The organism is Rhodococcus sp. Leaf247, from assembly GCF_001426185.1.
In the GTDB taxonomy this organism is placed as follows: domain Bacteria; phylum Actinomycetota; class Actinomycetes; order Mycobacteriales; family Mycobacteriaceae; genus Rhodococcoides.
Genome location: NZ_LMRP01000001.1, coordinates 528,042 through 550,311, shown reverse-complemented (window position 1 = coordinate 550,311; position 22,270 = coordinate 528,042). Strand labels below are relative to the sequence as shown.

The window sequence follows — 22,270 nt, the reverse complement described above, 5'->3', positions numbered from 1 at the left end:
AGGTGCGTGAGACAGGGTGCGGTCGAACTGATGGGGGTGCCGAGGCGATCGTCTGGGAGGATGGGAGCATGCGCATTGCAAACAGCGTCGTCGACCTGATCGGCAACACCCCGCTGGTGAAGCTGAACACCGTCGTGGCCCCCGGATCTGCCCTGCTCGCCGCCAAGGTGGAGTACTTCAATCCCGGTGGAAGCTCCAAGGACCGCATCGCCGTCAAGATGATCGACGCCGCGGAAGCATCCGGTGAGTTGAAGCCCGGCGGCACGATCGTCGAGCCCACGTCGGGCAACACGGGCGTCGGTCTCGCTCTCGTCGCACAGCAGCGCGGGTACAAGTGTGTCTTCGTCTGCCCCGACAAGGTGGGCGAGGACAAGCGCAACGTGCTCCGCGCGTACGGCGCCCAGGTCGTCGTGTGCCCCACGGCTGTCGCACCGGAGGATCCGGACAGCTACTACAGCGTCTCCGACCGTCTCGTGCGCGAGATCGACGGGGCGTGGAAGCCCAACCAGTACGCCAACCCGGGCGGCCCGCAGAGCCACTACGAGACCACGGGCCCCGAGATCTGGAACGACACCGACGGCAAGATCACGCACTTCGTCGCCGGCGTCGGCACGGGCGGCACCATCACCGGCACCGGCCGCTATCTCAAGGAGATGTCGGGCGGGAAGGTCAAGATCATCGGCGCCGACCCCGAGGGTTCGGTGTACTCCGGCGGAACCGGGCGCCCGTACCTCGTCGAGGGCGTCGGTGAAGACTTCTGGCCGAGCGCGTACGACCCGTCCATCCCGGACGAGATCATCGCGGTGTCCGACGCAGACTCCTTCGAGATGACGCGCCGCCTCGCCCGCGAGGAGGGCCTCCTCGTCGGCGGATCCTGCGGCATGGCGATGGTGGCAGCTCTCGAAGTCGCCGAGCGCGAAGGACCCGACGCCCTGGTCGTCGTCCTGCTTCCCGACGGTGGTCGCGGCTACCTCGGCAAGATCTTCAACGACAAGTGGATGAGCTCCTACGGCTTCCTGCGCACCCGGCTCGACGGCGCGACCGCCGAACCCACCGTCGGCGACGTGCTGCGCGGCAAGTCCGGAGCCCTGCCCGACCTGGTGCACACTCACCCGTCCGAGACGCTGCGCGACGCCATCGAGATCCTCCGCGAGTACGGCGTCTCCCAGATGCCCGTCGTCGGCGCGGAGCCTCCGGTCATGGCGGGCGAGGTCGCCGGCAGTGTCAGCGAGCGCGACCTGCTCAGCGCGGTCTTCGAGGGCCGCGCCAACCTGTCCGACGCGGTGAAGACGCACATGAGTGCACCGTTCCCGCTCATCGGCGCAGGCGAGCCGGTCTCGGCGGCGACGAAGTCGCTCGGGGACACGGACGCGGTGATGGTCGTCGACGACGGCAAGCCGGTCGGCGTCATCACCCGCCACGATCTCCTCGGGTTCGTCACCACCGCTTCCTGACACACGGAACTACTGACCCAGCCCGACCGGCCGCCGGCCTGCCCGCTCGTTAGGCTGGTGTGCATGAGTGAGCAGCGCAGCAAGTCCGACACGACGTCCTGGCAGGGGTTCTCCACTCGCGCGGTGCACGCCGGGTACGAGCCCGATCCGCTCACGGGTGCGGTCAACGTTCCGATCTACGCGAGTTCGACCTTCGCGCAGGACGGCGTCGGCGGCATGCGCAGCGGCTTCGAGTACGCGCGCACCGGGAACCCGACGCGTCGTCCCCTCGAGGCCAACCTGGCGGCCCTCGAGCAGGGTCACTACGGACGCGCGTTCTCCTCGGGCATGGCGGCGACCGACTGCCTGCTGCGCTCCGCGCTGCGCCCGGGTGACCACCTGGTCATCCCGAACGACGCGTACGGCGGCACGTTCAGGCTGATCGACAAGGTGTTCACGCAGTGGGGCATCGAGTACTCGGTCGCGGCGGTGTCGGACGTCGACGCCGTGCGCGATGCGATGCGCCCGAACACGAAGCTGGTGTGGGTCGAGACCCCGACCAACCCGCTTCTCAATGTCGGTGACATCGAGGCACTGTCGGCCGTCGCGCACGAGGGCGGCGCCAAGATCGTCGTCGACAACACGTTCGCGTCGCCCTACCTGCAGCAGCCGCTGACTCTCGGTGCCGACGTCGTCCTGCACTCGACCACGAAGTACATCGGCGGACACTCGGACGTCGTCGGTGGCGCGCTGGTGTGCAACGACGAGGAGCTCGACGCGGCGTTCGCGTTCCTGCAGAACGGTGCGGGTGGTGTGCCGGGACCGTTCGACGCGTTCCTCACCTTGCGCGGCATCAAGACCCTCGCCCTGCGGATGGAGCGTCACAGCGACAACGCGGAGAAGATCGTCGAGCTGCTGACGGGCCACGCGGCTGTCTCGTCGGTCATCTACCCCGGGTCCGATAGCCACCCGTCGCATGCCGTCGCGGCCAAGCAGATGCGGCGCTTCGGCGGCATGGTGTCGGTGCGGTTGAAGGGCGGCCGTCAGGCTGCGCTCGACCTGTGCGCGCGGACCGAGATCTTCACTCTCGCCGAGTCGCTGGGCGGAGTCGAGTCGTTGATCGAGCATCCCGGTGCCATGACTCACGCGTCCACCGCCGGATCGCTTCTCGAGGTGCCGGACGACCTGGTGCGTCTGTCGGTCGGTATCGAGGATGCCGCAGACCTGGTCGGCGACATCGAACAGGCGCTCGCCTAGGAGCATTCGGGTTTAGGGTTCCAGCCATGGATCTCCTCACCGCCGACCGGCTGGACCGCGCCACCGCGCTGCTGGCCCCCGTCATGCGCCGCACACCCCTCGTGGCGTCCCGTGTCCTGTCCGACCGCACCGGCCGCCAGGTGTGGCTCAAGTGCGAGAACCTTCAGCGCACAGGGTCGTTCAAGCCCCGCGGTGCGTACAACCGCATCGCGGGGTTGACGGACGAGGAACGTGCGCGCGGTGTCGTCGCGGCCAGTGCGGGCAATCATGCGCAGGGTGTGGCATGGGCCGCGTCCGAGCTGGGTGCCACGTCGACGGTGTTCATGCCCACCGGTGCGCCGCTGCCGAAGTTGGTGGCCACCAAGGCGTACGGGGCCACAATCCATCAGGTGGGCAGCACCATCGACGAGGCGTTGATCGCCGCGATGGCATACGCCGAGGAGACGGGCGCGATCCTGATCCACCCCTTCGATCACATCGACGTGGTGGCCGGACAGGCGACGGTGGGAGTCGAGATCCTCGACCAGATGCCGGACGTGGGCACCATCGTGGTGCCGACCGGCGGAGGCGGGTTGGTCGCCGGCGTCGCAGCCGCTGTCGCGTTGAGCGGCAAGGATATTCGCATCGTGGGCGTGCAGGCCGAACAGGCGGCAGCGTGGCCGGGTTCGCTGGAAGCGGGCATGCCGATATCCGCCGAGCGGATGACGACCATGGCCGACGGCATCGCGGTGGGGCGTCCCGGTGCTGTGCCGTTCGCTCATGTGACCGAGATGGTGGACAGCGTCATCACCGTCAGCGAGGATGCACTTTCACGGGCACTGCTGCTGTGCATGGAGCGCGCGAAACTCATCGTCGAAGCTGCGGGCGCCGCTGCAGTCGCCGCCTTGATGGACTACCCGGAGAAGTTCGCCGGCGACGGACCCGTCGTGGCCGTGCTGTCGGGTGGCAACATCGACCCGCTACTGCTCACGCACGTCGTTGCGCACGGACTCCGCGCGGCGGGACGGTACCTGACCGTGCGCATCGTCATTCCCGACCGTCCGGGTGGTCTGGTGGGCGTGCTCGGCGTCGCCCGGGATTCCGCGGCCAGCGTCGTCGACGTGGTCCACGCGCGGACGGCCGGACGTCTGGCGATGGACGAGGTCGAGATCCTCATGACTCTCGAGACCCGTGGCCCGGATCATCGCGCGGCCGTGCTGTCCGCGCTGGCCGCAGCAGGTTACGAGGCCGAGATCCAGGAGTGACGCGGGCTGCGGCTGTCGTCGCGTCGGGCGCCGGAGACGGTGATGACGACATCGCACCCGAAGCGCCGCGCGATCGACGCTTCGATGCGCCGCGCGGCCGCCTCAGGGGCGGTGCCGTCGAGGTCGAGAGTGCTCCACTGCGGAAGTCGCACGGTCGTTCCGTCGAAGTCGATGTCCCGGTAGCAACTCGACCCGCCGCCCAGCGGATCCACGGCGCCGTCGCTGCTCTCGGCCGCGGCGAGGGCGCGGCGCAGGTGCTCGGCCATCGCCGGCGACACCCGCATCGTGCGTCCGAACGAACGGTTGAGTTTCTGCAGTTCGGACTGCGGCCGCGTCGCGGAGAAGACGTCGAAGGCAGAGTCGAGTTCACGCCGGGCGAGTGCGGTGGCCTCGACGATGCGTGCCGCGTCGGTGATCACGATGCGGATGTGCCGACCGTCGACGTCGAAACCGGCGAACGCTTTCGAGGCAAGACTCATGCCGGGAACATCGCACACGGGCGACACCTGTTACACAACGCAGTTCGGCCCCGCACCGGGTGCGGGGCCGATCTGTGACATCGTGCGGGAAATCAGTTGTGGTAAGGCTCCGCGCTGACGAGCGTGACCTTCATGGTCTTGTCGTTGGGCAGCCGGTACTCGCGGGTGTCGCCGACCTTCGCGTCGATCAGGGCACCGCCGAGCGGCGAGTTGGGGGAGTAGACCTCGAGCTTGCCGTCGCGAGCGCCTTCCTCACGAGTGGCGATCAGGAAGGTCTCGGTGTCGGACTCGTCGCCGTCGTAGTAGACCTTGACGACGGATCCGGGAAGCGCGACGCCCGACTGCGTGGGGGCTTCGCCGACCTTCGCGTTGTTCAGCAGTTCCTGGAGCTGGCGGATGCGAGCTTCCTGCTGGCCCTGCTCCTCGCGCGCTGCGTGGTAGCCGCCGTTCTCCTTGAGGTCGCCCTCTTCGCGTCGCTCGTTGATCTCGGCCGCGATGACAGGCCGGTTGGCGATGAGTTGGTCGAGTTCGCCCTTGAGTCTGTCGTGCGACTCCTGGGTCAGCCAGGTCACCTGGGTCTCGGTCATCTCGATCACTCCCTCGTGTTCTTCAGAGCCGTTCGGCTCCGGTATTCGTAGTCGCTTGCCGTGTGACAGAGGAGCCCGCACGTGAAATAAGCCCGCGCTGGGCGCGAGCTCGGTCACGAGTAGGGCAACTCGTCGACATGAGATGCGGTCGATGCGAACAGCCCTTGGCTCGAGTGTCCGCGTCTCGCCCGTCGACAGCAGCGATACCTCAATGCAGCAATACACGGCCCCACTGGGTGAGCCGTGTACGAAAAGATTTTACCACGGAACGACTTCCTGGTTCCCTGCCTTGCACGTGCCGGTCACCGGGACATGAGATGTGCCGGCACGTTCAGACTGCATCCGTACAGGTCGGCGAGCCCCGGATCGGCCGAGGTGACGATGAAGCTCCGCACGTCCTCGGTGCCGTTGTCGGAGGCAGGAATGACCACTTCGCGGCGGCCCGTCTCGGATCCGTCCCGTGAGCGGGAGCGCACGATGCACACGGCGGGCTCCGACGGATCGTCGCGGGTGACGTTCAGGCGGACGTCGACACGGTCCGGCCCGACGATGTCGAACGAGACGAGCGTGCCGTCGACGTCCGGTGTCGTGAACTTGGTGTACCCGAGATACGCGACGCCGACGCCGAGTGCGACGACCATCAGTCCGAGCACCACGGCGAGAATCCGGGACGGGGCGATCCCGCGACTGGTGGGATACCGACCCTCGGGGAGGTTCTGCGCTGTGGTGGACATCGGCATCGAACTTACCCGCGGACGCGGTCCCGCTTCGCCGGGGCACTCGGTGAAGTGGGATCATGGAGTCCTGGCACGGGAATCGACGTGTCCGAGTACTGAGCGAGTTTCGAGAAGTGAGGCACACGTGAGCGGACTGCGACTGATGGCAGTGCACGCCCATCCCGACGACGAGTCCTCCAAGGGCGCCGCGACGATGGCCCGGTACGCCTCCGAGGGTCACGAGGTGCTGGTGGTGACCCTCACCGGCGGTGAACGCGGCGACATCCTCAACCCGGCCATGGACATCCCCGGAATCCGGGAGCGCATGTCGGACGTCCGCAAGGAAGAGATGGCCGCGGCGGCCGCCATCCTCGGAGTGCAGCAGACGTGGCTCGGCTTCGTCGACTCGGGTCTGCCGGAGGGCGATCCGCTCCCACCGTTTCCCGAGGGCTGCTTCGCCCTGGTTCCCCTCGAAGAGTCCACCGAGGCGCTGGTGAAGGTGATCCGCGACTTCCGCCCCCACGTGATGACGACGTACGACGAGAAGGGTGGCTACCCGCACCCCGATCACATCCGCTGCCACGAGGTGTCGGTCGCGGCATACGAGGCAGCCGGCGATCCCGAGCAGTTCCCCGGCACCGGCGAGGCGTGGGAGGTGTCCAAGCTCTACTACTCGCACGGTTTCATCCGCCAGCGCATGCAGTTGTTCGACGACGAGATGATCGCCGCCGGCAAGGAAGGCCCGTACTCCGAATGGCTCGCGCAGTGGCCGAAGGACCGCGGCGAGATCATGGAGCGGGTGACGACGCAGGTCGAGTGCGCAGAGTTCTTCCAGGCACGTGACGACGCGCTCCGTGCGCACCGCACGCAGATCGATCCCAACGGCCGCTTCTTCGCCGTCCCGGTCGACGTGCAGAAGAAGCTGTGGCCCACCGAGGAATACGAGCTGGCCAGGACGAGGGTGCGGACGTCGCTTCCCGAGACCGACCTCTTCGCCGGAATCGGTGAGTAGATGATCTCGGTGAACACCGCGCTCCTGCTGGCACAGAACAGCACGGGCCCCGAGTTCGGCAAGGCGTCGCCGCTCGGCCTGGTCATCATCGTGCTGCTCCTGATCGGCACCGCGCTGCTGGTCCGTTCGATGAACGGGCACTTCAAGAAGCTTCCCGCATCCTTCGAACCCACGGATCCGACGCCGGATCAAGCGGTCGACGAGGGCACCGACCGCGGAGGTATCCGCCCCGACGCGTGATTGCGTACCGGGGAACGGGGGACACTGGGACTGTGGATCCCCGTGAACGCAACACCCTGTCGGAGTCGACGAGCCCGTACCTGAGGCAGCACGCGGACAACCCCGTGCACTGGCAGCAGTGGGGTGACGACGCCGCGGCGTGGGCACGCGAGCGCGACGTGCCGATTCTGCTCTCCGTCGGCTACTCGGCCTGCCACTGGTGCCATGTCATGGCGCACGAGTCGTTCGAGAGCGGCGCGGTGGCCGAACTGATGAATCGGGACTTCGTCTGCATCAAGGTCGACCGCGAGGAGCGGCCCGACATCGACGCGGTCTACATGAACGCCACGGTCGCCATGACGGGTCAGGGTGGGTGGCCGATGACGGCGTTCCTCACCCCGGACGGTGAACCGTTCTACTGCGGAACGTATTTTCCGCCGTCGCCGCGGCAGGGCATGCCGTCGTTCACGCAGTTGCTCGAAGCCATCGCGAACACCTGGTCCACCCGCCGCGACGAGGTGGAGCAGGCGTCGGCATCCGTGGTGGCGGAGCTGCGACGCGGAGCCGCCGGCATTCCCGAAGGTGACCGCGCAGTGGACGCCGCGCTTCTGGACGACGCGGTGGCTGCCGTACTGCAGAGCGAGGACACGGCGCGGGGCGGTTTCGGCGGCGCACCCAAGTTCCCGCCGTCCTCCCTTGTCGAAGGCTTGCTGCGGCACGTCGAGCGCACCGGCTCCGACGCTGCTCGCGCGGCGGTGACGCGGACAGCGGATGCGATGGCGCGCGGCGGCATGTACGACCAGCTCGCCGGCGGATTCGCGCGGTACTCGGTGGATGCGGACTGGATCGTCCCGCACTTCGAGAAGATGTTGTACGACAACGCCCTTCTGCTGCGCTTCTACGCGCACCTCGCTCGCCGCGGCGACGCCGTGGCGCGCCGCGTCGCGACGGATACCGCGCGGTTCCTGATGGAGGACCTGGGTACCGAGGACGGGTGTTTCGCCGCGGCCCTGGACGCGGACACCGAGGGCGAGGAAGGCCTGACGTACGCCTGGATTCCGGGTCAGCTGGTGGACGTTCTGGGCGCCGAGGACGGCGAGTGGGCGGCCGAGCTGTTCGGGGTGACCGCCGCCGGAACGTTCGAAGGCGGTACCTCTGTCCTGCAGCTGCGTGCGGAGCCGACCGATCAGGCACGGTTCGAGAGCGTGCGATCCCGGCTCGCCGCCGCACGCGCCGGCCGTCCACAACCAGGGCGTGACGACAAGGTGGTGACCGCCTGGAACGCGTTCGCCGTCACCGCCCTGGCGGAAGGTGGTGCGGCGCTGGGGGAGACCTCGTGGGTCGATGCCGCTGCGCGCTGCGCCGACCGCCTTCTCGACGCGCACCTGATCGACGGACGGCTGCGTCGAGCGTCGCTGGGTGGAGTGGTCGGCGACGCTGCCGGCATCCTCGAGGACCACGGCGCGCTGGCTGTCGCGCTTGCGGCCTTGCACCAGGCGACCGGGGAACTCAGGTGGGCCACGGCCGCCGCGGGAATCCTCGAGGTGGCCCTCGATCATTTCGCCGACCCGGAGCAGCCCGGAGGGTGGTTCGACACCGCGGACGATGCGGAGACTCTGGTGACTCGGCCGAGGGATCCGCTGGACAACGCGACGCCGTCGGGTGCCTCCCTGGTCACCGAGGCGGCCCTGACTCTGGGGGCGGTGGCAGGAGTTGAGGCGACGCGGTACGCGGACATCGCTGCGCGATCATTGGCGCGCGCCTCGATCCTCCTCGATCGCGCCCCACGCTCGGCGGGCCACTGGTTGGTGGTGGCGGAAGCCGCGGTGGCCGGGCCGGTGCAGGTGGCCGTCGCGTCGGAGCACGCCGACGACGAGTTGGTCCGACTCGCCCGACGTGTGGCAGCAGGTGGAACGGTCGTCGTGTCCGGTGCGCCGGACTCGACGCCGTTGCTGGCCGACCGCCCTCTGGTCGACGGGCGTTCCGCGGCGTACGTGTGCCGGGGTTACGTGTGCGATCGGCCGGTCACGACGGCCGACGAGTTGACCGACCTGCTCACGACTGGCTGAAGAGCACCAGCCACACCGCGATGTAGTGGCACACGGCGGCGATGACCGTCGCGGCGTGGAAGAACTCGTGATGGCCGAACGTGGTCGGCCACGGGTTCGGCCACTTGGTCGCGTAGAGAATCGCGCCGACGCTGTAGAAGACACCGCCGGCGACGAGAAGCACCATGGGCGCGACGCCGACGGTGCGCATCAACTCGCCGGCGACGGGCACGACGGCCCATCCCAGGATGAGGTACAGGGGCACGCCCAGCCAACGAGGAGCCGTGGGCCACAACATCTTCAGTGTCACACCGGCAAGTGCGCCGATCCAGACGACCACGAGGATCACCGTGCCGCTCGGAATGCCGAGCACGGCGAAGGGTGTGTAACTGCCGGCGATGAACAGGAAGATCATCGAGTGATCGGCCCGTTTCATCCACGTCCGACTCTGCACGGTGTTCCAGTGCACGCGGTGATACGTGGCGCTGACCCCGAAGAGCCCGCACGTCGCGACGGCGTAGACGGTGACGGTGAGACCCGCTTTCGCGGACACCAGGGAGTACGCCGACGCGACCAGGACGATGCCGCAGACCACGGACACGTAGAAGGCGTAGAGGTGGATCCACCCGCGCATGCGCGGCTTGACCGGTAGTTCGCCGAGTCCGAATACAGTCACGAACCTACGGTACCGTAACTAGGTCATCGGTCGCCGAGTGTGAGATCCATCAGCGCGCTGATCGCCTTGCGGCGCAGCCACCCCGTCGGACCGTCGCCGGCCAGCGCTGCCCGTGCCGCCGTCAGCCCGGGTGCGCCGTGCACGCCTCCGCCGGGGTGAGCCGACGCGCTGCCGAGGTACAGCCTGCCCACCGGCGTCTCCGCGCGGCCGAGCCCCGGGGTCGGCCGGAAGATCAACTGCTGCTGCAGCTGCGACGTGCCGCCGTTCACCGCTCCGCCGAAGAGGTTGGCGTCGTCCGCCGTCAGATCGCTCGGACGCTGGACGTGCTTGCCGACGATCGACGAGGCGAATCCGGGTGCATGCTCCTCGAGGACGGTGTCGACGCGCTCGGCGAGGATGTCCGCGGACTCGTCGTCGGTGACACCTCGCGGCAGGTGCGTGTACGCCCAGGCACTCTCCGTACCTGCCGGAGACCGCGTCGGGTCGGCCGTCGTCATCTGGCCGAACAGCATGAAGGGGCGCTCGGGAATGGTGCCGGTCACCAGATCGGCGTTCCACCGCACGAGGCCGTCGTCGTCGGCACCGAGGTGCACCGTGCCGGCGTCCGTCAAGCTCTTCGACCGCCACGGGATCGGCGCGTCGAGCGCGTAGTTGACCTTGACCACCGGGGTGTCCCACTCGAACTTCTCCAGATCGCTGTGGACCCGGGCGGGCACGGCGTCCCGCGGCAGAAGCGATCCGTACAGGGCCGGCGCCGAGACGTCGGCGACCACGGCGCGCCGGGCGATGTAGGTGTCGCCTCCCGCCGTGCGGACGCCTCGTGCGACGCCGCCCGACACGTCGATGGACGTGACCTGCGTGCCGCAGACCACGCGGGCGCCGGCACTCTCGGCGCGGCGCACGAGCGAAGCGGTGAGCTCCGACGCGCCGCCGACAGGAACGGGGAAGCCGACGTCCTGGGCCAGCATCATCAACAAGTAACCCATCACGCCGCTGGCGGGTGCGTCGGTCGGCACGTCCGCATGCATGGCATTTCCCAGCAGCAGGCAGCGCGCGGCCTCGCTCCGGAACAACTCGTGCGCCATCACTCGCGCAGGCAGGACAGCGAATCGGAGGAAGCGGATCGTCTCCGCCGTCCCGAGACGTCGGAACAATGTCGCGGCGCCCTTCACCGGCGGGAACGAGCTGCCGAAGAGCGACTGCAACAACGGATCACGGATCCGGTTCCACTGATCGACGACGTACATCCACGCATCGCCGTCGCGCGGGTCGTGCTCCGCGAGCATCGCCGCGGTATCCGCGGGATCGTGGTGCACCACCGGCGCGTCCTCGTCCAGCGGCGAGCGGGCATGGCCGTAGACGACGGGAGAGTGGGTCCAGCGCAGGCCGTGCCGGTCCAGTTCCAGCGCCGTGAACGCCGGGGACGAGATGCCGAGAGGGTAGAAGGCGCTGAACAGGTCGCTGACGTATCCGGGCGTCAGTTCCGCACTGCGAACGGCGCCACCGGGTTCGGGTGCGGATTCGAGAACCACGACGTCCCACCCGGCGTCGGCGAGAGCGGAGGCGGCGACGAGGCCGTTGTGGCCCGCGCCGATCACGACGGCGTCGACGGTCGTCGTGGTCACTGTGGCACCGCGGCACGCTCGGCGAGGAGAGCCAGACGTCGCGTGGCTTCACGGTTGCGGGGATAGACCATGGCGTGCTGGACCGTCTCGGGAACCAGCGAGAAGGGCAACGTCCGCGCATGCTCGATCATCTCGATGCGGCTGCCGGTGCTCGTCGGGGTGACGCGCAGGACGATCGTCGCCTTTCCTGCGGGCATCCCGCGCGCTTCGAGTACCAGCTCGCGTCCCTCCGTCATCGCCAGGACACGGGTCACGTCGTTCAGGACGGCGGGCCACAGTCCGACGGAATGGTGGATCTCGGATCCGGGGGCCGGAAAGTGGGGGTCGACAGCGCGGATGCGCGACGCGCCCACGACCCAGGTGGCGTAGCTCCAGCCGTCGGACAGGACGTTCCACACGTCCGCAGCTCCGGCCGTGGTGTCTCGGACAACGGTCATGGTGCGTCCTTTCCTCTCGGTGGTGCGTGTTGCCATTGTCTGTACCCCGTCCGGGCGGAGAACATCGGCATGGCGTGTGACGAGTAGGTCACGCCGTGCGGCGTAGGGTGATTGCCTGCCGAGAAACAATGTCGATGTGGGGAGCTGAGTGAAGGCTCGAGGTCTGCTGTACACGCTGTACGAGAGGCGTTTGTTGCGGGAGCTCGACGGCGCCCAGCGTCCACGACACGTCGCGGTCATGTGCGACGGGAATCGCCGCTGGGCCCGTGAGAACGGTTTCACCGACGTCAGTCACGGCCACCGCATGGGCGCCCTCAAGATCGCCGAACTGCTCACGTGGTGCGACATGGCGGAGGTCGAGATGGCGACGATCTACCTGCTGTCCACCGAGAACCTCCGCCGCGAACCCGACGAGCTCGAGTCGCTGCTCGAGATCATCACCGACGTCGTGGAGGAGATCAGCGGTCCGGGCAAGAACTGGAGCGTCAAGATCGTCGGGACGATGGATCTGCTTCCCGCCGAGTCGGCTCGGCGTCTGGAACAGGCTGCTGCCGGTACCGCGGGACGGTCGGGGACGCATGTCAACGTCGCGGTCGGATACGGCGGTCGCCAGGAGATCGCCGACGCCGTGCAGTCGCTGCTCAAGGATCGGCTGGCCGAGGGTACGGCCGGGAACGACCTGGTCCGGGCCGTCACCGTGGACGCGATCGACGCCCACCTCTACACGTCCGGTCAGCCGGACCCCGACCTCGTCATCCGCACGTCGGGTGAGCAGCGGTTGTCCGGGTTCCTGCTGTGGCAGAGCGCCTACTCGGAGATCTGGTTCACCGAGGCCTACTGGCCGGAATTCCGCCGCGTCGACTTCCTGCGCGCGCTCCGCGACTTCGCAGCGCGTCACCGGAGATTCGGTACCTGAGCGGGAGCTACAGCTTCCGCAGGCGCAGCCGGTTGATGGTGTGGTCGGCGTCCTTGCGCAGCACCAGCGTCGCGCGCGGCCGGCTGGGAAGGATGTTCTCCACCAGGTTCGGGCGGTTGATCGACTGCCAGATCTCCGCCGCGGCGATGCGGGCGTGCTCGTCGGACAGCCCCGAGTAGTGGTGGAAGTGTGACGCGGGATCGGCGAACGATGTCGACCGCAGCGCGAGGAACCGGTCCACGTACCACTTCTCGATGTCCTCGATGCGGGCGTCGACGTAGATGGAGAAGTCGAACAGGTCCGAGACCATGAGCCGCGGACCGGTCTGCAGGACGTTGAGGCCCTCAATGATCAGGATGTCGGGTTGGTTCACCTCGGTGTACTTGCCCGGCACGATGTCGTAGGAGACGTGGGAGTACACCGGCGCTCGTACGGATTCGGATCCGGACTTGACCTCGGTGACGAATCGGAGAAGTTTGCGTCGGTCGTAGCTCTCGGGGAAACCCTTGCGATGCATGATGTTCCGGCGCACCAGCTCGGCCGAGGGGTAGAGGAAGCCGTCGGTCGTCACGAGGTCGACGCGTGGGTGATGTTCCCACCGGGCGAGCAGGGCCTGCAGCACGCGCGCCGTCGTCGATTTCCCGACGGCCACGCTGCCGGCTATCCCGATGACGAACGGCACCTGCCGGTCGGGGGTCTTCTCCCCGAGGAATGTCGCGGTGGCGGCGAACAGACGCTGCCGCGCGGCCACCTGGAGATGGATGAGTCGGGCGAGGGGGAGGTAGACCTCGGCGACCTCGTCGAGGTCGATCTGCTCACCCAGGCCGCGGAGACCGCGGAGCTCGTCCTCGGTGAGCACCAACGGGGTCGCGTTGCGGAGAGTGCGCCACTGTCGACGGTCGAATTCGACGTACGGACTCGACTCGTTCACTCGGGACACGCTGCCTCCATGCCTGAATTGTGCTGGGTGGCTCCGACGAACCGCCACCCGGGGCGGACGTGGCTAGAGTCGTGGGTCATGCACGCCGACACGTTGGTCCACGACTACCTGCTGCTGGGCTTGTCCTTCGATCGTCTCGAAGAGGGGTTCGTCGACGCCTACACAGGCGACCCCGAGCTGCGACGACAGGTGGAGAATGCACCGCCTCCGGACCCCCGCGAGCTGGCCCGGCGGGCGGCGAATCTACGCACGGAGCTTCCGTCGTCCGGCCTGGACACCGAGCGCTCGGCGTTCCTGGACGTGCACCTGCGCGCGCTCGAGACGTCGGCGCGCAAGCTGGCCGGCGACGAGATCGGCTTCGTCGACGAGGTCGCGGCCTACTTCGACGTGTCCATCGAGCCGGGCGATCCGGACGACTACCGCGAGGCGCACCGGCTCATGGATCAGGTGCTGGCGGGCGCCGGACCCCTGGCGGAGCGTGTGCGCGCGCACCGGGCCACCGACGAGATCCCGCCCGAACGACTCGCCGACTGCGTCGACGCGTTCTCCAGTGCCCTGCGGGACAAGGTCCGCGCCCGCTACCCCCTCCCCGATACCGAACAGGTGACCTACGAGGTGGTGGGCGACAAGCCGTGGTCCGGCTTCAACTACTACCTCGGTGACTACCGCTCGACGGTCGCGATCAACTCGGACCTCAAGCAGCACATGGCGCATCTTCCGCACCTGATCGCGCACGAGTCCTACCCGGGCCACCACACCGAGCACTGCCGCAAGGAGGCCGGTCTGGTGCGGGGCGCCGGTCAGGCCGAGCAGACCCTGTTCGTCGTCAACACCCCGCAGTGCCTCATGGCCGAGGGTCTGGCGGACCTGGCCCTCGAATCCGTCGTCGGGCCGGGCTGGGGTGTGTGGGCGCAGGAGATCTACGCGGACCTCGGGCTGCGTTTCGACGGCGAGCGCGCGGAAGCGTTGCAGACGGCGTCGGCAAAGCTCCTGGGGGTGCGGCAGGACGCCGCCCTGATGTTGCACGACGGTCACCGCAGCCAGGACGACGTCGCGGCGTTCCTGTCGCAGTGGTCCCTGGCGACCCCGGAGCGCGCGCGGCAGATGCTGCGGTTCCTGTCCTCGCCGCTGTGGCGCGCGTACACGAGCACCTACGTCGAGGGCTACCGGCTGCTGCGCGGATGGCTGCACCAGGCCGACTCCGACGACGCGCGGAGTGATCGGTTCGAACGTCTGCTGGACGAACCTCTCATCCCGTCACGACTGCGCTGACCACGAGCATTAGACTCGTGGCCATGACTGCTGCGCCTGTCTCCGCCACCAACATCGACACCGCCTCGCTGGCCGAGGTGGACCCCGAGGTCGCTGCGGCCATGGCGGGAGAGCTGGGTCGCCAGCGCGACACCCTCGAGATGATCGCGTCGGAGAACTTCGTGCCCCGCGCGGTGCTCCAGGCCCAGGGCAGTGTGCTCACCAACAAGTACGCCGAGGGATACCCCGGCCGCCGCTACTACGGCGGCTGCGAGCACGTCGACGTCGTGGAGGACCTGGCGCGCACCCGTGCGAAGGAACTGTTCGGTGCGGAGTTCGCCAACGTGCAGCCGCACGCCGGTGCGCAGGCCAACGCCGCGGTCCTGATGGCTCTGATCAACCCGGGCGACAAGATCATGGGCCTGGACCTGGCGCACGGCGGGCACCTCACGCACGGGATGAAGCTCAATTTCTCGGGCAAGCTGTACGAGGTCGAGTCCTACGGCGTCAGCAAGGAAGACCACCGCATCGACATGGACGAGGTGCGCAAGCAGGCACTCCATGCCCGTCCCCAGGTGCTCATCGCCGGGTGGTCCGCGTACCCCCGCCACCAGGACTTCGCCGCGTTCCGGTCCATCGCCGACGAGGTCGGTGCGCTGCTGTGGGTCGACATGGCGCACTTCGCCGGACTGGTCGCCGCCGGCGTGCACCCGTCGCCCGTGCCGTACGCGGACGTCGTGTCCTCGACCGTTCACAAGACCCTCGGCGGACCCCGCTCCGGCATCATCCTGGCCAAGAAGGAGTGGGCGAAGAAGCTCAACTCCGCCGTGTTCCCCGGCCAGCAGGGCGGGCCGTTGATGCACGCCATCGCAGCGAAGGCCGTGGCGTTCAAGATCGCCGGCACTCCCGAGTTCCGTGAGCGACAGGAGCGCACACTGCTCGGTGCCTCGCTGCTCGCCGAGCGCCTCACCGGCGCGGACGTCGCCGACAAGGGTGTCTCCGTGCTGACCGGCGGTACCGACGTGCACCTCGCGCTCGTCGATCTGCGCAACTCCCAGCTCGACGGCCAGCAGGCCGAGGACCTCCTCCACGAGGTCGGCATCACCGTCAACCGCAACGCCGTGCCGTTCGATCCTCGCCCGCCCATGGTGACGTCGGGCCTGCGTATCGGTACCGCCGCCCTCGCGACCCGCGGCTTCGGCGAGACCGAGTTCACCGAGGTGGCCGACATCATCGCGACCGCGCTCGCGACGGGCGAGGCAACCGACGCCCTGCGGTCGCGCGTGTCGACCCTGGCCCAGAACTTCCCGCTGTACGAGGGTCTCGAAGGGTGGGGACTGCTGGGGTGAGACTGACCGTCGCGGGTCTTCAGACGGTCGGTACGCCCGGGGACGTCGCCGCCAACCTCGCCGAGCTCGACGAGGCTGCCGGTGACGCGCTCAGACGCGGTGCCGACCTGCTGATCACGCCCGAGATGTTCCTCACCGGATACGACATCGGTGAGCAGTTGCACCAGCTGTCGCCGCAGGATCTCGTGTCCGAGGCGGCCGCCGTGGCACGCCGCCGCGGCATCGCGCTGCTCGTCGGGCTCCCCGAACAGGTGGGGGAGGCCGTCTACAACACCGTCGCTCTGATCGACGCGGACGGCACCGTCGTCGCGCAGCACCGCAAGTCGCATCTCTACGGCGACCTGGACCGTGCGTACTACACCGAGGGTGACGACGCGGTGACCGTGGTGGACTTCCGCGGAGTACGACTGGGCCTGATGATTTGTTACGACATCGAGTTTCCCGAGAACGTCCGCGCCGCAGCACTTCTCGGGGCGCATGCGCTCCTGGTGCCGACCGCTCAGATGGTCCCGTTCACGTTCGTCGCCGACGTGGTGATCCGCACGCGCGCCTGGGAGAACCAGATGTTCGTCGCGTACATCAACCATGTGGGCACCGAACGTGGGACCACCTACGTGGGACGCAGCAGCATTGTCGGTCCCGACGCCGAGGTGATCGACCGGCTCGAGGACGGGACCGGACTGGTGCTCGGGGTCGTCGACACCGACGTGGTGGAGGCGGCGCACCGGAACAATCCCTACCTCGTCGACCGGCGCCCCGACCTCTATGCGGGCATCGCCCGCGTCGTCAGTCCCGAGTGACCGGTACGGCCGTCGCCAGGAACTCGACGATGTCCGACTCGACCTCGTCCCGGTTCGTCTCGTTCAGGATCTCGTGCCGCGCACCGGGATACACCTTCTCGCCGAAGTTCGGTCCGCGGAGCGTGCGCATCGCCTCGGTGGTGGGGTCGAGCGGCACCAGCTGATCGTCGCCGCCGTGCAACCACAGAGTCGGCTGATCCCCGAGGGTGCCCGACGCCGACACCTTCTCGACGGCGGCGGTGAAGGTCTCGAGCGTGGTGCGCGCGAACGGACCGTGGTAGACCAGCGGGTCGCTCCCGTAGGCCTCACCCACGGCCGGATCGCGGGACAGCACCGACGGGTCGATCGGAATCTCGGGGATCTCGTCCATCGACAGGAGCATCGCGAACGCGGGGTTCTCGCCGACCAGCGGGCCCGACAGGACGAGGGCGGCCAGTTCGCCGGGGTACGTCTGTGCGAAGCGAGTGGCGATCAGACCGCCCATCGAGTGGCCGATCAGGACGACGGGCAGCCCCGGGTGGTCGGTGCGGGCGGTGTCCGCGATGGTGTGCAGGTCGGCGACGATGCCGTCGACGTCGGACACCTCGGCCGGTTCGCCGTCGGATCGGCCGTGACCGTGGTGGTCGGGCGCGTACACCGCACCGCCGGCAGCGGTCAGTGTCGACGCCAGGTGGCCGTACCGGCCCGAGTGCTCTCCGTATCCGTGAGCGACGAGGGCGATGAATCCCGGAGTGGTGGACGGCCAGGAACGGTAGGCGACGGTGCCGTGGGTTCCCCTGAGCTGCTGCATTTCCTGCGCATTCTGCATCGGCCGAAGTTAACACTGTGGCGCGCATGTAACAGGCTGTTCACCGACACGCCCACTCGTGTCGGCAGGCCGCGGAGCGTCTTTCGGTCTAGCGTCAGCAGTGCGGGTGGCGGGGAAGCCGTCCGTACGGGAGGTCCTCACACATGACTGATTCATTCGGTCGGGAGGGGCCGGCCCCGGTCCCTGCAGTGTCGGGATCGACCGGTCCAGCGATCGACGGATGCGCGGTGACCGCGCGTTCCTAGGAGCCCCTCGTGACTGCAGCTCGCTCAGGTTCCCCCGTCCGCACCTACGTGCTGGACACCTCGGTTCTGCTCTCGGATCCGTGGGCGGTGTCTCGGTTCGCCGAGCACGCGATCGTCCTTCCGCTCGTCGTCATCAGCGAGCTGGAGGGCAAGCGTCATCATCACGAACTCGGCTGGTTCGCCCGCGAATCGTTGCGGATGCTCGACGACCTGCGGGTGCAGTACGGGCGGCTCGATCAGCCCGTGCCCATCGGAACCGAGAACGGGACCTTGCAGGTCGAGCTCAATCACACGGACCCGGCCGTTCTTCCGGTCGGCTTCCGGACGGACACCAACGACTCGCGGATCCTGGCGTGCGCCCTGAACCTCGCCGCCGAGGGCAAGGACGTCGTCCTGGTCAGCAAGGACATTCCGCTGCGCGTCAAGGCCGGCGCCGTCGGGCTGCCCGCCGACGAGTACAAGGCTCACGACGTCGTCCCGTCCGGCTGGACCGGCATGACCGAGCTCGAGGCGTCGCGCGCGACCATCGACAAGTTGTTCGCCGAGGGTGTGATCGACCTCGACGAGGCACGGGAACTGCCGTGCCACACCGGTGTCCGACTCCTCGGCGGAACATCGAGCGCGCTGGGACGGGTCACGGCGGACAAGCAGATCCAGGTGGTGCGCGGCGAACGGGAAGCCTTCGGCCTGCACGGACGCTCCGCCGAACAGCGCGTCGCACTCGATCTGTTGCTCGACGAGAGCATCGGCATCGTGTCGCTGGGCGGCAAGGCAGGGACGGGCAAGTCCGCACTCGCGTTGACGGCCGGCCTCGACGCCGTTCTGGAACGCCGCACCCACCGCAAGGTCGTGGTGTTCCGGCCGCTGTACGCGGTGGGTGGTCAGGAACTGGGATACCTGCCCGGCAGCGAGAGCGACAAGATGGGCCCGTGGGCGCAGGCGGTGTTCGACACCCTCGACGGTCTGGCGAGCCCCGAGGTCATCGAGGAGGTCACTGCACGCGGCATGCTCGAGGTGCTCCCGTTGACGCACATCCGCGGACGGTCGCTGCACGACTCGTTCGTGATCGTCGACGAGGCGCAGTCGCTGGAACGGAACGTGCTGCTCACGGTGCTCTCCCGCCTGGGTACGGGTTCTCGCGTGGTGCTGACTCACGACGTGGCGCAGCGCGACAACCTGCGGGTGGGTCGCCACGACGGTGTCGCCGCCGTGATCGAGAAGCTCAAGGGCCACCCCCTGTTCGCTCACATCACGCTCACACGGTCCGAGCGTTCGCCCATCGCTGCACTGGTCACGGAGATGTTGGAGGAGTTCGGGCCCGCCTGAGTCCGGGGTAGGTAGTCGAGGTAGGTGACGGGGGAGCTCATGTGACGCGTCCCTGATTCCGCACGGGAGTGTCGGGACGATCACTGGAATCGGTCCCGAGCAGGTCGGATCGTTCGTTGCCCCCGTCACGTGCCGTTATGCTGCTGTGATGCCGAAGAGTGACCAGGACCTGTTGAGTGAGCTCGAAGTCGACGCCGCGCAGGCGCTGCAGAAGCACATCGACGCCGCGCAGGACTGGCAGCCTCACGAGTACGTGCCGTGGGACTCCGGCAGGAACTTCGCGTTCCTCGGCGGCGAGGATTGGTCCTCGGACCAGGTCACCCTCGGCGACGTCGACGTGCTCGGCGCCACCCTCGGGGTGTTGCTCGCGGACAACCTGCCCGAGTACCACCGCGATCTCGCGTTCGCCCTGCGCAGCAACGACACGTGGTGGAAGCTCCTCGGACGCTGGACCGCCGAGGAGTTCCGGCACGCCATCGTCCTGCGGAACTACCTGATGACGACGCGTGCGGTGGACCCCGTCGAACTCGAGCGCGTGCGCATCGAGCACATGACGTCCGGGTACTCGGCACCGTCGCTGCACGTCCTGCACATCCTGGCCAAGTTCGCCCTGGACGAGCGTGCTGCGACCGTCCGCCATCGCATGTCGGCGTCGGTGGCGCAGGATCCGCTGCTCGCGAGCATCTTCGATCGCATCGCCCAGGACGACGACCTGCAGACCACGCTGTTCGTCGACCTGGTGAATGCCGCCATCCGCGTCGACGCCGACGGCGCGATCCGTGCCATCGCCGACACCGTCGCGTCGTTCGCACTGCCGTCCGTCGAACTTCCCGGCCGTGGCAACAGCACCGAACTGCTCGCCGAGGCAGGGCTGTACGACAGCACGGTGCAGCGCGACCAGGTCGTCGCCCCTCTGCTCGAGGCGTGGAACGTCTTCGGACTCGAAGGCCTGGGTGAGGACGGACTCGCTGCCCGCGCCGAGTTGAACGCGGCGCTCAGCACCGCATCCTGATCACCGGGTGATGGCGAAAGCCCCTACCTCGATGGGCTGACCGGCCCCGACGAAGTACACGGTGCCGTTCCACCGGTTCGGGTTCACCGCGTCCTGCGTCATCTCGTCGTGGAACACGGCGCCGAAGGCAGGGGACAGCCGGGAGTAGTCGACGTGGACCACGTCGCCCCCGCCCGCGATGCTCGGCGCACGATAGACGTCACCCGGAATCGCGTTCACGCCCAGCAACCGGTTCACGGTGGTGTCGCCGGTGATGGTCTTGCCGTCCCAGAGCGGAACGGGCGCGCCCTGCGGTGTCGTGCCGATGTAGACACCGTCCGGAACGGGCCCGGCCGACGCGAGGGTCGGTGCGGCCAGTGCTGCGCCGACCGCAGCGGTGGCGCCGATGATTGCTCCTGCAGTACGTCTCATGAGCCGAGACGATCCTCCTCCGAAGCCCCTACCACGCGCATTTCGCGCGCAGTAGGGGGAAATCGGGGGAGTCGGATCAGTCCTGGACCTTCGCCATGGCGAGAACGTCGAGGCGCTTGTCCAGCTCGGCCTCGGACAGCTTCTCGGGAACCAGACCACGCTCGAGGACGACCTCGCGGATGGTCTTCTTGTCCTTGAGTGCCTGCTTGGCGACGGCTGCCGCCTCTTCGTACCCGATCGCACTGTTCAGCGGGGTGACGATGGACGGCGAGGACTCCGCCAACTGCTTGAGGTGCTCCTCGTTCGCGACCAGACCGTCGACGCACTTGTCGACGAACAGACGCGAGACGTTGGCGAGGAGCGTGTACGACTCGAGCAGGTTGCGCGCCATCATCGGGATGTAGACGTTGAGCTCGAAGGCACCGGCTGCGCCGCCCCAGGCGATGGCGGCGTCGTTGCCGATGATCTGCGCGGCGACCTGCGTGGCGGCTTCCGGCAGCACCGGGTTGACCTTGCCGGGCATGATCGAACTGCCGGGCTGCAGGTCGGGGAGACTGATCTCGCCGAGACCGGTCAGCGGGCCCGATCCCATCCAGCGGATGTCGTTGGCGATCTTGGTCAGCGACACGGCGATGGTGCGCAGCGAACCGGACGCCTCGACCAGACCGTCACGAGCGGCCTGTGCCTCGAACGAATTCTTGGCGGGTGTCAGGGCATCGACACCGGTCGACTTGACCAGCTCGGCCACGACCTTCGGTCCGAAACCGTCGGGTGCGTTCAGACCGGTACCGACAGCGGTGCCGCCGATGGGCAGTTCACCGAGACGGGGCAGGGTGGCCTCGACTCGCTCGATGCCGGCTTCGATCTGCCGCGCGTAACCGCCGAACTCCTGTCCGAGGGTGACGGGCACAGCGTCCATGAGATGGGTGCGACCGGACTTGACGACGGTCTTCCACTCGGTGGCCTTGGCAGCGAGTGCAGCGTGCAGGTACTCCAGCGCGGGGATCAGGCTGGTGACGGCGGCTTCGGTGGCGGCCACGTGCGTCGCGGTGGGGAAGGTGTCGTTGGACGACTGCGACATGTTGACGTGGTCGTTGGGGTGCACGTCGACGCCGGCGTTCTTCGCGATGCTCGCGATGACCTCGTTGGCGTTCATGTTCGAGCTGGTGCCCGACCCGGTCTGGAACACATCGATCGGGAACTGGTCGTCGTGCTTGCCGTCGGCGATCTCGCCGGCCGCCGCGATGATGGCGTCGGCCTTGTCCGCGTCGAGGAGCCCGAGGTCCTTGTTCACCTGGGCGCACGCTGCCTTGAGCAGGCCCATCGCACGGATCTGGGTGCGCTCGAGCGGGCGGCCCGAGATGGGGAAGTTCTCCACCGCGCGCTGGGTCTGCGCACGCCAGAGCGCGTCGATCGGGACGCGGACCTCACCCATGGTGTCGTGCTCGATGCGGAACTGCTGATCGTTGTCTGTCATGT

Annotated in this window: 22 protein-coding genes; 12 read left to right on the top strand and 10 right to left on the bottom strand. The window is 68.1% G+C overall.

The features are described from left to right. Nucleotides 1-68 precede the first annotated feature (68 nt). The 3 genes from ASG64_RS02530 (at nt 69) to ilvA (ending at nt 3,934) form a co-directional block, all read left to right on the top strand. Entirely contained in the window at nt 69-1,454 is a 1,386-nt protein-coding gene (locus ASG64_RS02530; RefSeq protein ID WP_042573618.1) for a cystathionine beta-synthase, read from the top strand. Nucleotides 1,455-1,517: 63 nt separating this feature from the next. Next, nucleotides 1,518-2,690, top strand: a complete 1,173-nt coding sequence (locus ASG64_RS02525) for a cystathionine gamma-synthase (RefSeq protein WP_056069718.1) — start codon at nt 1,518-1,520, stop codon at nt 2,688-2,690. Between the two features lie 26 nt (nt 2,691-2,716). Continuing rightward, nucleotides 2,717-3,934 carry a threonine ammonia-lyase gene (ilvA, locus tag ASG64_RS02520; RefSeq protein WP_042573616.1) on the top strand — a complete coding sequence of 406 codons (1,218 nt, stop codon included), beginning with the start codon at nt 2,717-2,719 and terminating at the stop codon, nt 3,932-3,934. Here ilvA and ASG64_RS02515 read toward each other — a convergent pair. From ASG64_RS02515 to ASG64_RS02505, 3 genes are all read right to left on the bottom strand, one after another. Further along, the gene (locus ASG64_RS02515; RefSeq protein ID WP_156388237.1) at nt 3,910-4,413 is read right to left on the bottom strand and encodes an FAD:protein FMN transferase; all 504 of its coding nucleotides are present in this window, start codon (nt 4,411-4,413) and stop codon (nt 3,910-3,912) included. The two genes, ilvA and ASG64_RS02515, sit on opposite strands and share 25 nt — an antisense overlap. Nucleotides 4,414-4,505: 92 nt before the next feature. Then, a complete protein-coding gene (greA, locus tag ASG64_RS02510; RefSeq protein ID WP_042573683.1) occupies nt 4,506-5,000 on the bottom strand; it encodes a transcription elongation factor GreA in 495 nt (164 codons plus the stop codon). A gap of 302 nt (nt 5,001-5,302) precedes the next feature. Next, nucleotides 5,303-5,734, bottom strand: a complete 432-nt coding sequence (locus ASG64_RS02505; RefSeq protein WP_042573614.1) for a DUF4307 domain-containing protein — start codon at nt 5,732-5,734, stop codon at nt 5,303-5,305. A gap of 127 nt (nt 5,735-5,861) precedes the next feature. Here ASG64_RS02505 and mca point away from each other — a divergent pair, with 127 nt between their 5' ends. Genes mca through ASG64_RS02490 form a run of 3 tightly spaced genes read left to right on the top strand, consistent with a single transcriptional unit; the run spans nt 5,862 to nt 9,016 of the window. After that, on the top strand, nt 5,862-6,728 hold the full coding sequence (mca, locus tag ASG64_RS02500) for a mycothiol conjugate amidase Mca (RefSeq protein ID WP_235579466.1): 867 nt from the start codon (nt 5,862-5,864) through the stop codon (nt 6,726-6,728). Next, complete coding sequence (locus ASG64_RS02495) at nt 6,729-6,968, top strand: hypothetical protein (protein WP_042573613.1); 240 nt, start codon at nt 6,729-6,731, stop codon at nt 6,966-6,968. It abuts the gene before it with no gap. Nucleotides 6,969-7,000: 32 nt separating this feature from the next. After that, nucleotides 7,001-9,016 (top strand): thioredoxin domain-containing protein, encoded by a 2,016-nt coding sequence (locus ASG64_RS02490; protein WP_056069710.1) that lies wholly within the window; start codon nt 7,001-7,003, stop codon nt 9,014-9,016. Here the strand turns inward: ASG64_RS02490 and trhA are convergent. From trhA to ASG64_RS02475, 3 genes are read right to left on the bottom strand one after another with little or no spacing between them, the layout of a single operon-like run. Beyond that, entirely contained in the window at nt 9,003-9,671 is a 669-nt protein-coding gene (gene trhA / locus ASG64_RS02485) for a PAQR family membrane homeostasis protein TrhA (protein WP_056069707.1), read from the bottom strand. The two genes, ASG64_RS02490 and trhA, sit on opposite strands and share 14 nt — an antisense overlap. A gap of 23 nt (nt 9,672-9,694) precedes the next feature. After that, nucleotides 9,695-11,296 carry a phytoene desaturase family protein gene (locus tag ASG64_RS02480; protein WP_056069704.1) on the bottom strand — a complete coding sequence of 534 codons (1,602 nt, stop codon included), beginning with the start codon at nt 11,294-11,296 and terminating at the stop codon, nt 9,695-9,697. After that, entirely contained in the window at nt 11,293-11,733 is a 441-nt protein-coding gene (locus ASG64_RS02475; protein ID WP_056069701.1) for an SRPBCC family protein, read from the bottom strand. The genes ASG64_RS02480 and ASG64_RS02475 overlap by 4 nt, the downstream gene beginning before the upstream one ends. 148 nt (nt 11,734-11,881) lie before the next feature. On the opposite strand from ASG64_RS02475, the gene ASG64_RS02470 reads away from it, so the two are divergent. After that, entirely contained in the window at nt 11,882-12,649 is a 768-nt protein-coding gene (locus ASG64_RS02470; RefSeq protein WP_056069696.1) for an isoprenyl transferase, read from the top strand. 7 nt (nt 12,650-12,656) lie between these two features. On the opposite strand, the gene coaA is transcribed toward ASG64_RS02470, so the two are convergent. Continuing rightward, nucleotides 12,657-13,589: a type I pantothenate kinase gene (gene coaA, locus ASG64_RS02465; protein ID WP_042573607.1), complete on the bottom strand. Its 933-nt coding sequence runs from the start codon at nt 13,587-13,589 to the stop codon at nt 12,657-12,659. A 78-nt stretch (nt 13,590-13,667) separates the two neighbouring features. Here coaA and ASG64_RS02460 point away from each other — a divergent pair, with 78 nt between their 5' ends. From ASG64_RS02460 to ASG64_RS02450, 3 genes are read left to right on the top strand one after another with little or no spacing between them, the layout of a single operon-like run. Next, complete coding sequence (locus tag ASG64_RS02460) at nt 13,668-14,861, top strand: hypothetical protein (protein ID WP_056069693.1); 1,194 nt, start codon at nt 13,668-13,670, stop codon at nt 14,859-14,861. A 23-nt stretch (nt 14,862-14,884) separates the two neighbouring features. Next, the gene (glyA, locus tag ASG64_RS02455; protein ID WP_056069691.1) at nt 14,885-16,189 is read left to right on the top strand and encodes a serine hydroxymethyltransferase; all 1,305 of its coding nucleotides are present in this window, start codon (nt 14,885-14,887) and stop codon (nt 16,187-16,189) included. Next, the gene (locus tag ASG64_RS02450) at nt 16,186-16,989 is read left to right on the top strand and encodes a carbon-nitrogen hydrolase family protein (RefSeq protein ID WP_056069688.1); all 804 of its coding nucleotides are present in this window, start codon (nt 16,186-16,188) and stop codon (nt 16,987-16,989) included. The genes glyA and ASG64_RS02450 overlap by 4 nt, the downstream gene beginning before the upstream one ends. Here ASG64_RS02450 and ASG64_RS02445 read toward each other — a convergent pair. After that, a complete protein-coding gene (locus ASG64_RS02445) occupies nt 16,976-17,797 on the bottom strand; it encodes an alpha/beta hydrolase (RefSeq protein ID WP_056069685.1) in 822 nt (273 codons plus the stop codon). The genes ASG64_RS02450 and ASG64_RS02445 overlap by 14 nt on opposite strands. A 254-nt stretch (nt 17,798-18,051) precedes the next feature. On the opposite strand from ASG64_RS02445, the gene ASG64_RS02440 reads away from it, so the two are divergent. Next, the gene (locus ASG64_RS02440; RefSeq protein ID WP_056069682.1) at nt 18,052-19,368 is read left to right on the top strand and encodes a PhoH family protein; all 1,317 of its coding nucleotides are present in this window, start codon (nt 18,052-18,054) and stop codon (nt 19,366-19,368) included. 148 nt (nt 19,369-19,516) lie between these two features. Next, nucleotides 19,517-20,380: an acyl-ACP desaturase gene (locus ASG64_RS02435; protein ID WP_056069679.1), complete on the top strand. Its 864-nt coding sequence runs from the start codon at nt 19,517-19,519 to the stop codon at nt 20,378-20,380. Here ASG64_RS02435 and ASG64_RS02430 read toward each other — a convergent pair whose 3' ends face one another. Then, entirely contained in the window at nt 20,381-20,791 is a 411-nt protein-coding gene (locus tag ASG64_RS02430) for a hypothetical protein (protein ID WP_056069676.1), read from the bottom strand. It abuts the gene before it with no gap. Nucleotides 20,792-20,867: 76 nt separating this feature from the next. Then, a complete protein-coding gene (locus tag ASG64_RS02425; RefSeq protein ID WP_042573599.1) occupies nt 20,868-22,268 on the bottom strand; it encodes a class II fumarate hydratase in 1,401 nt (466 codons plus the stop codon). Between the last annotated feature and the right edge of the window lie 2 nt (nt 22,269-22,270).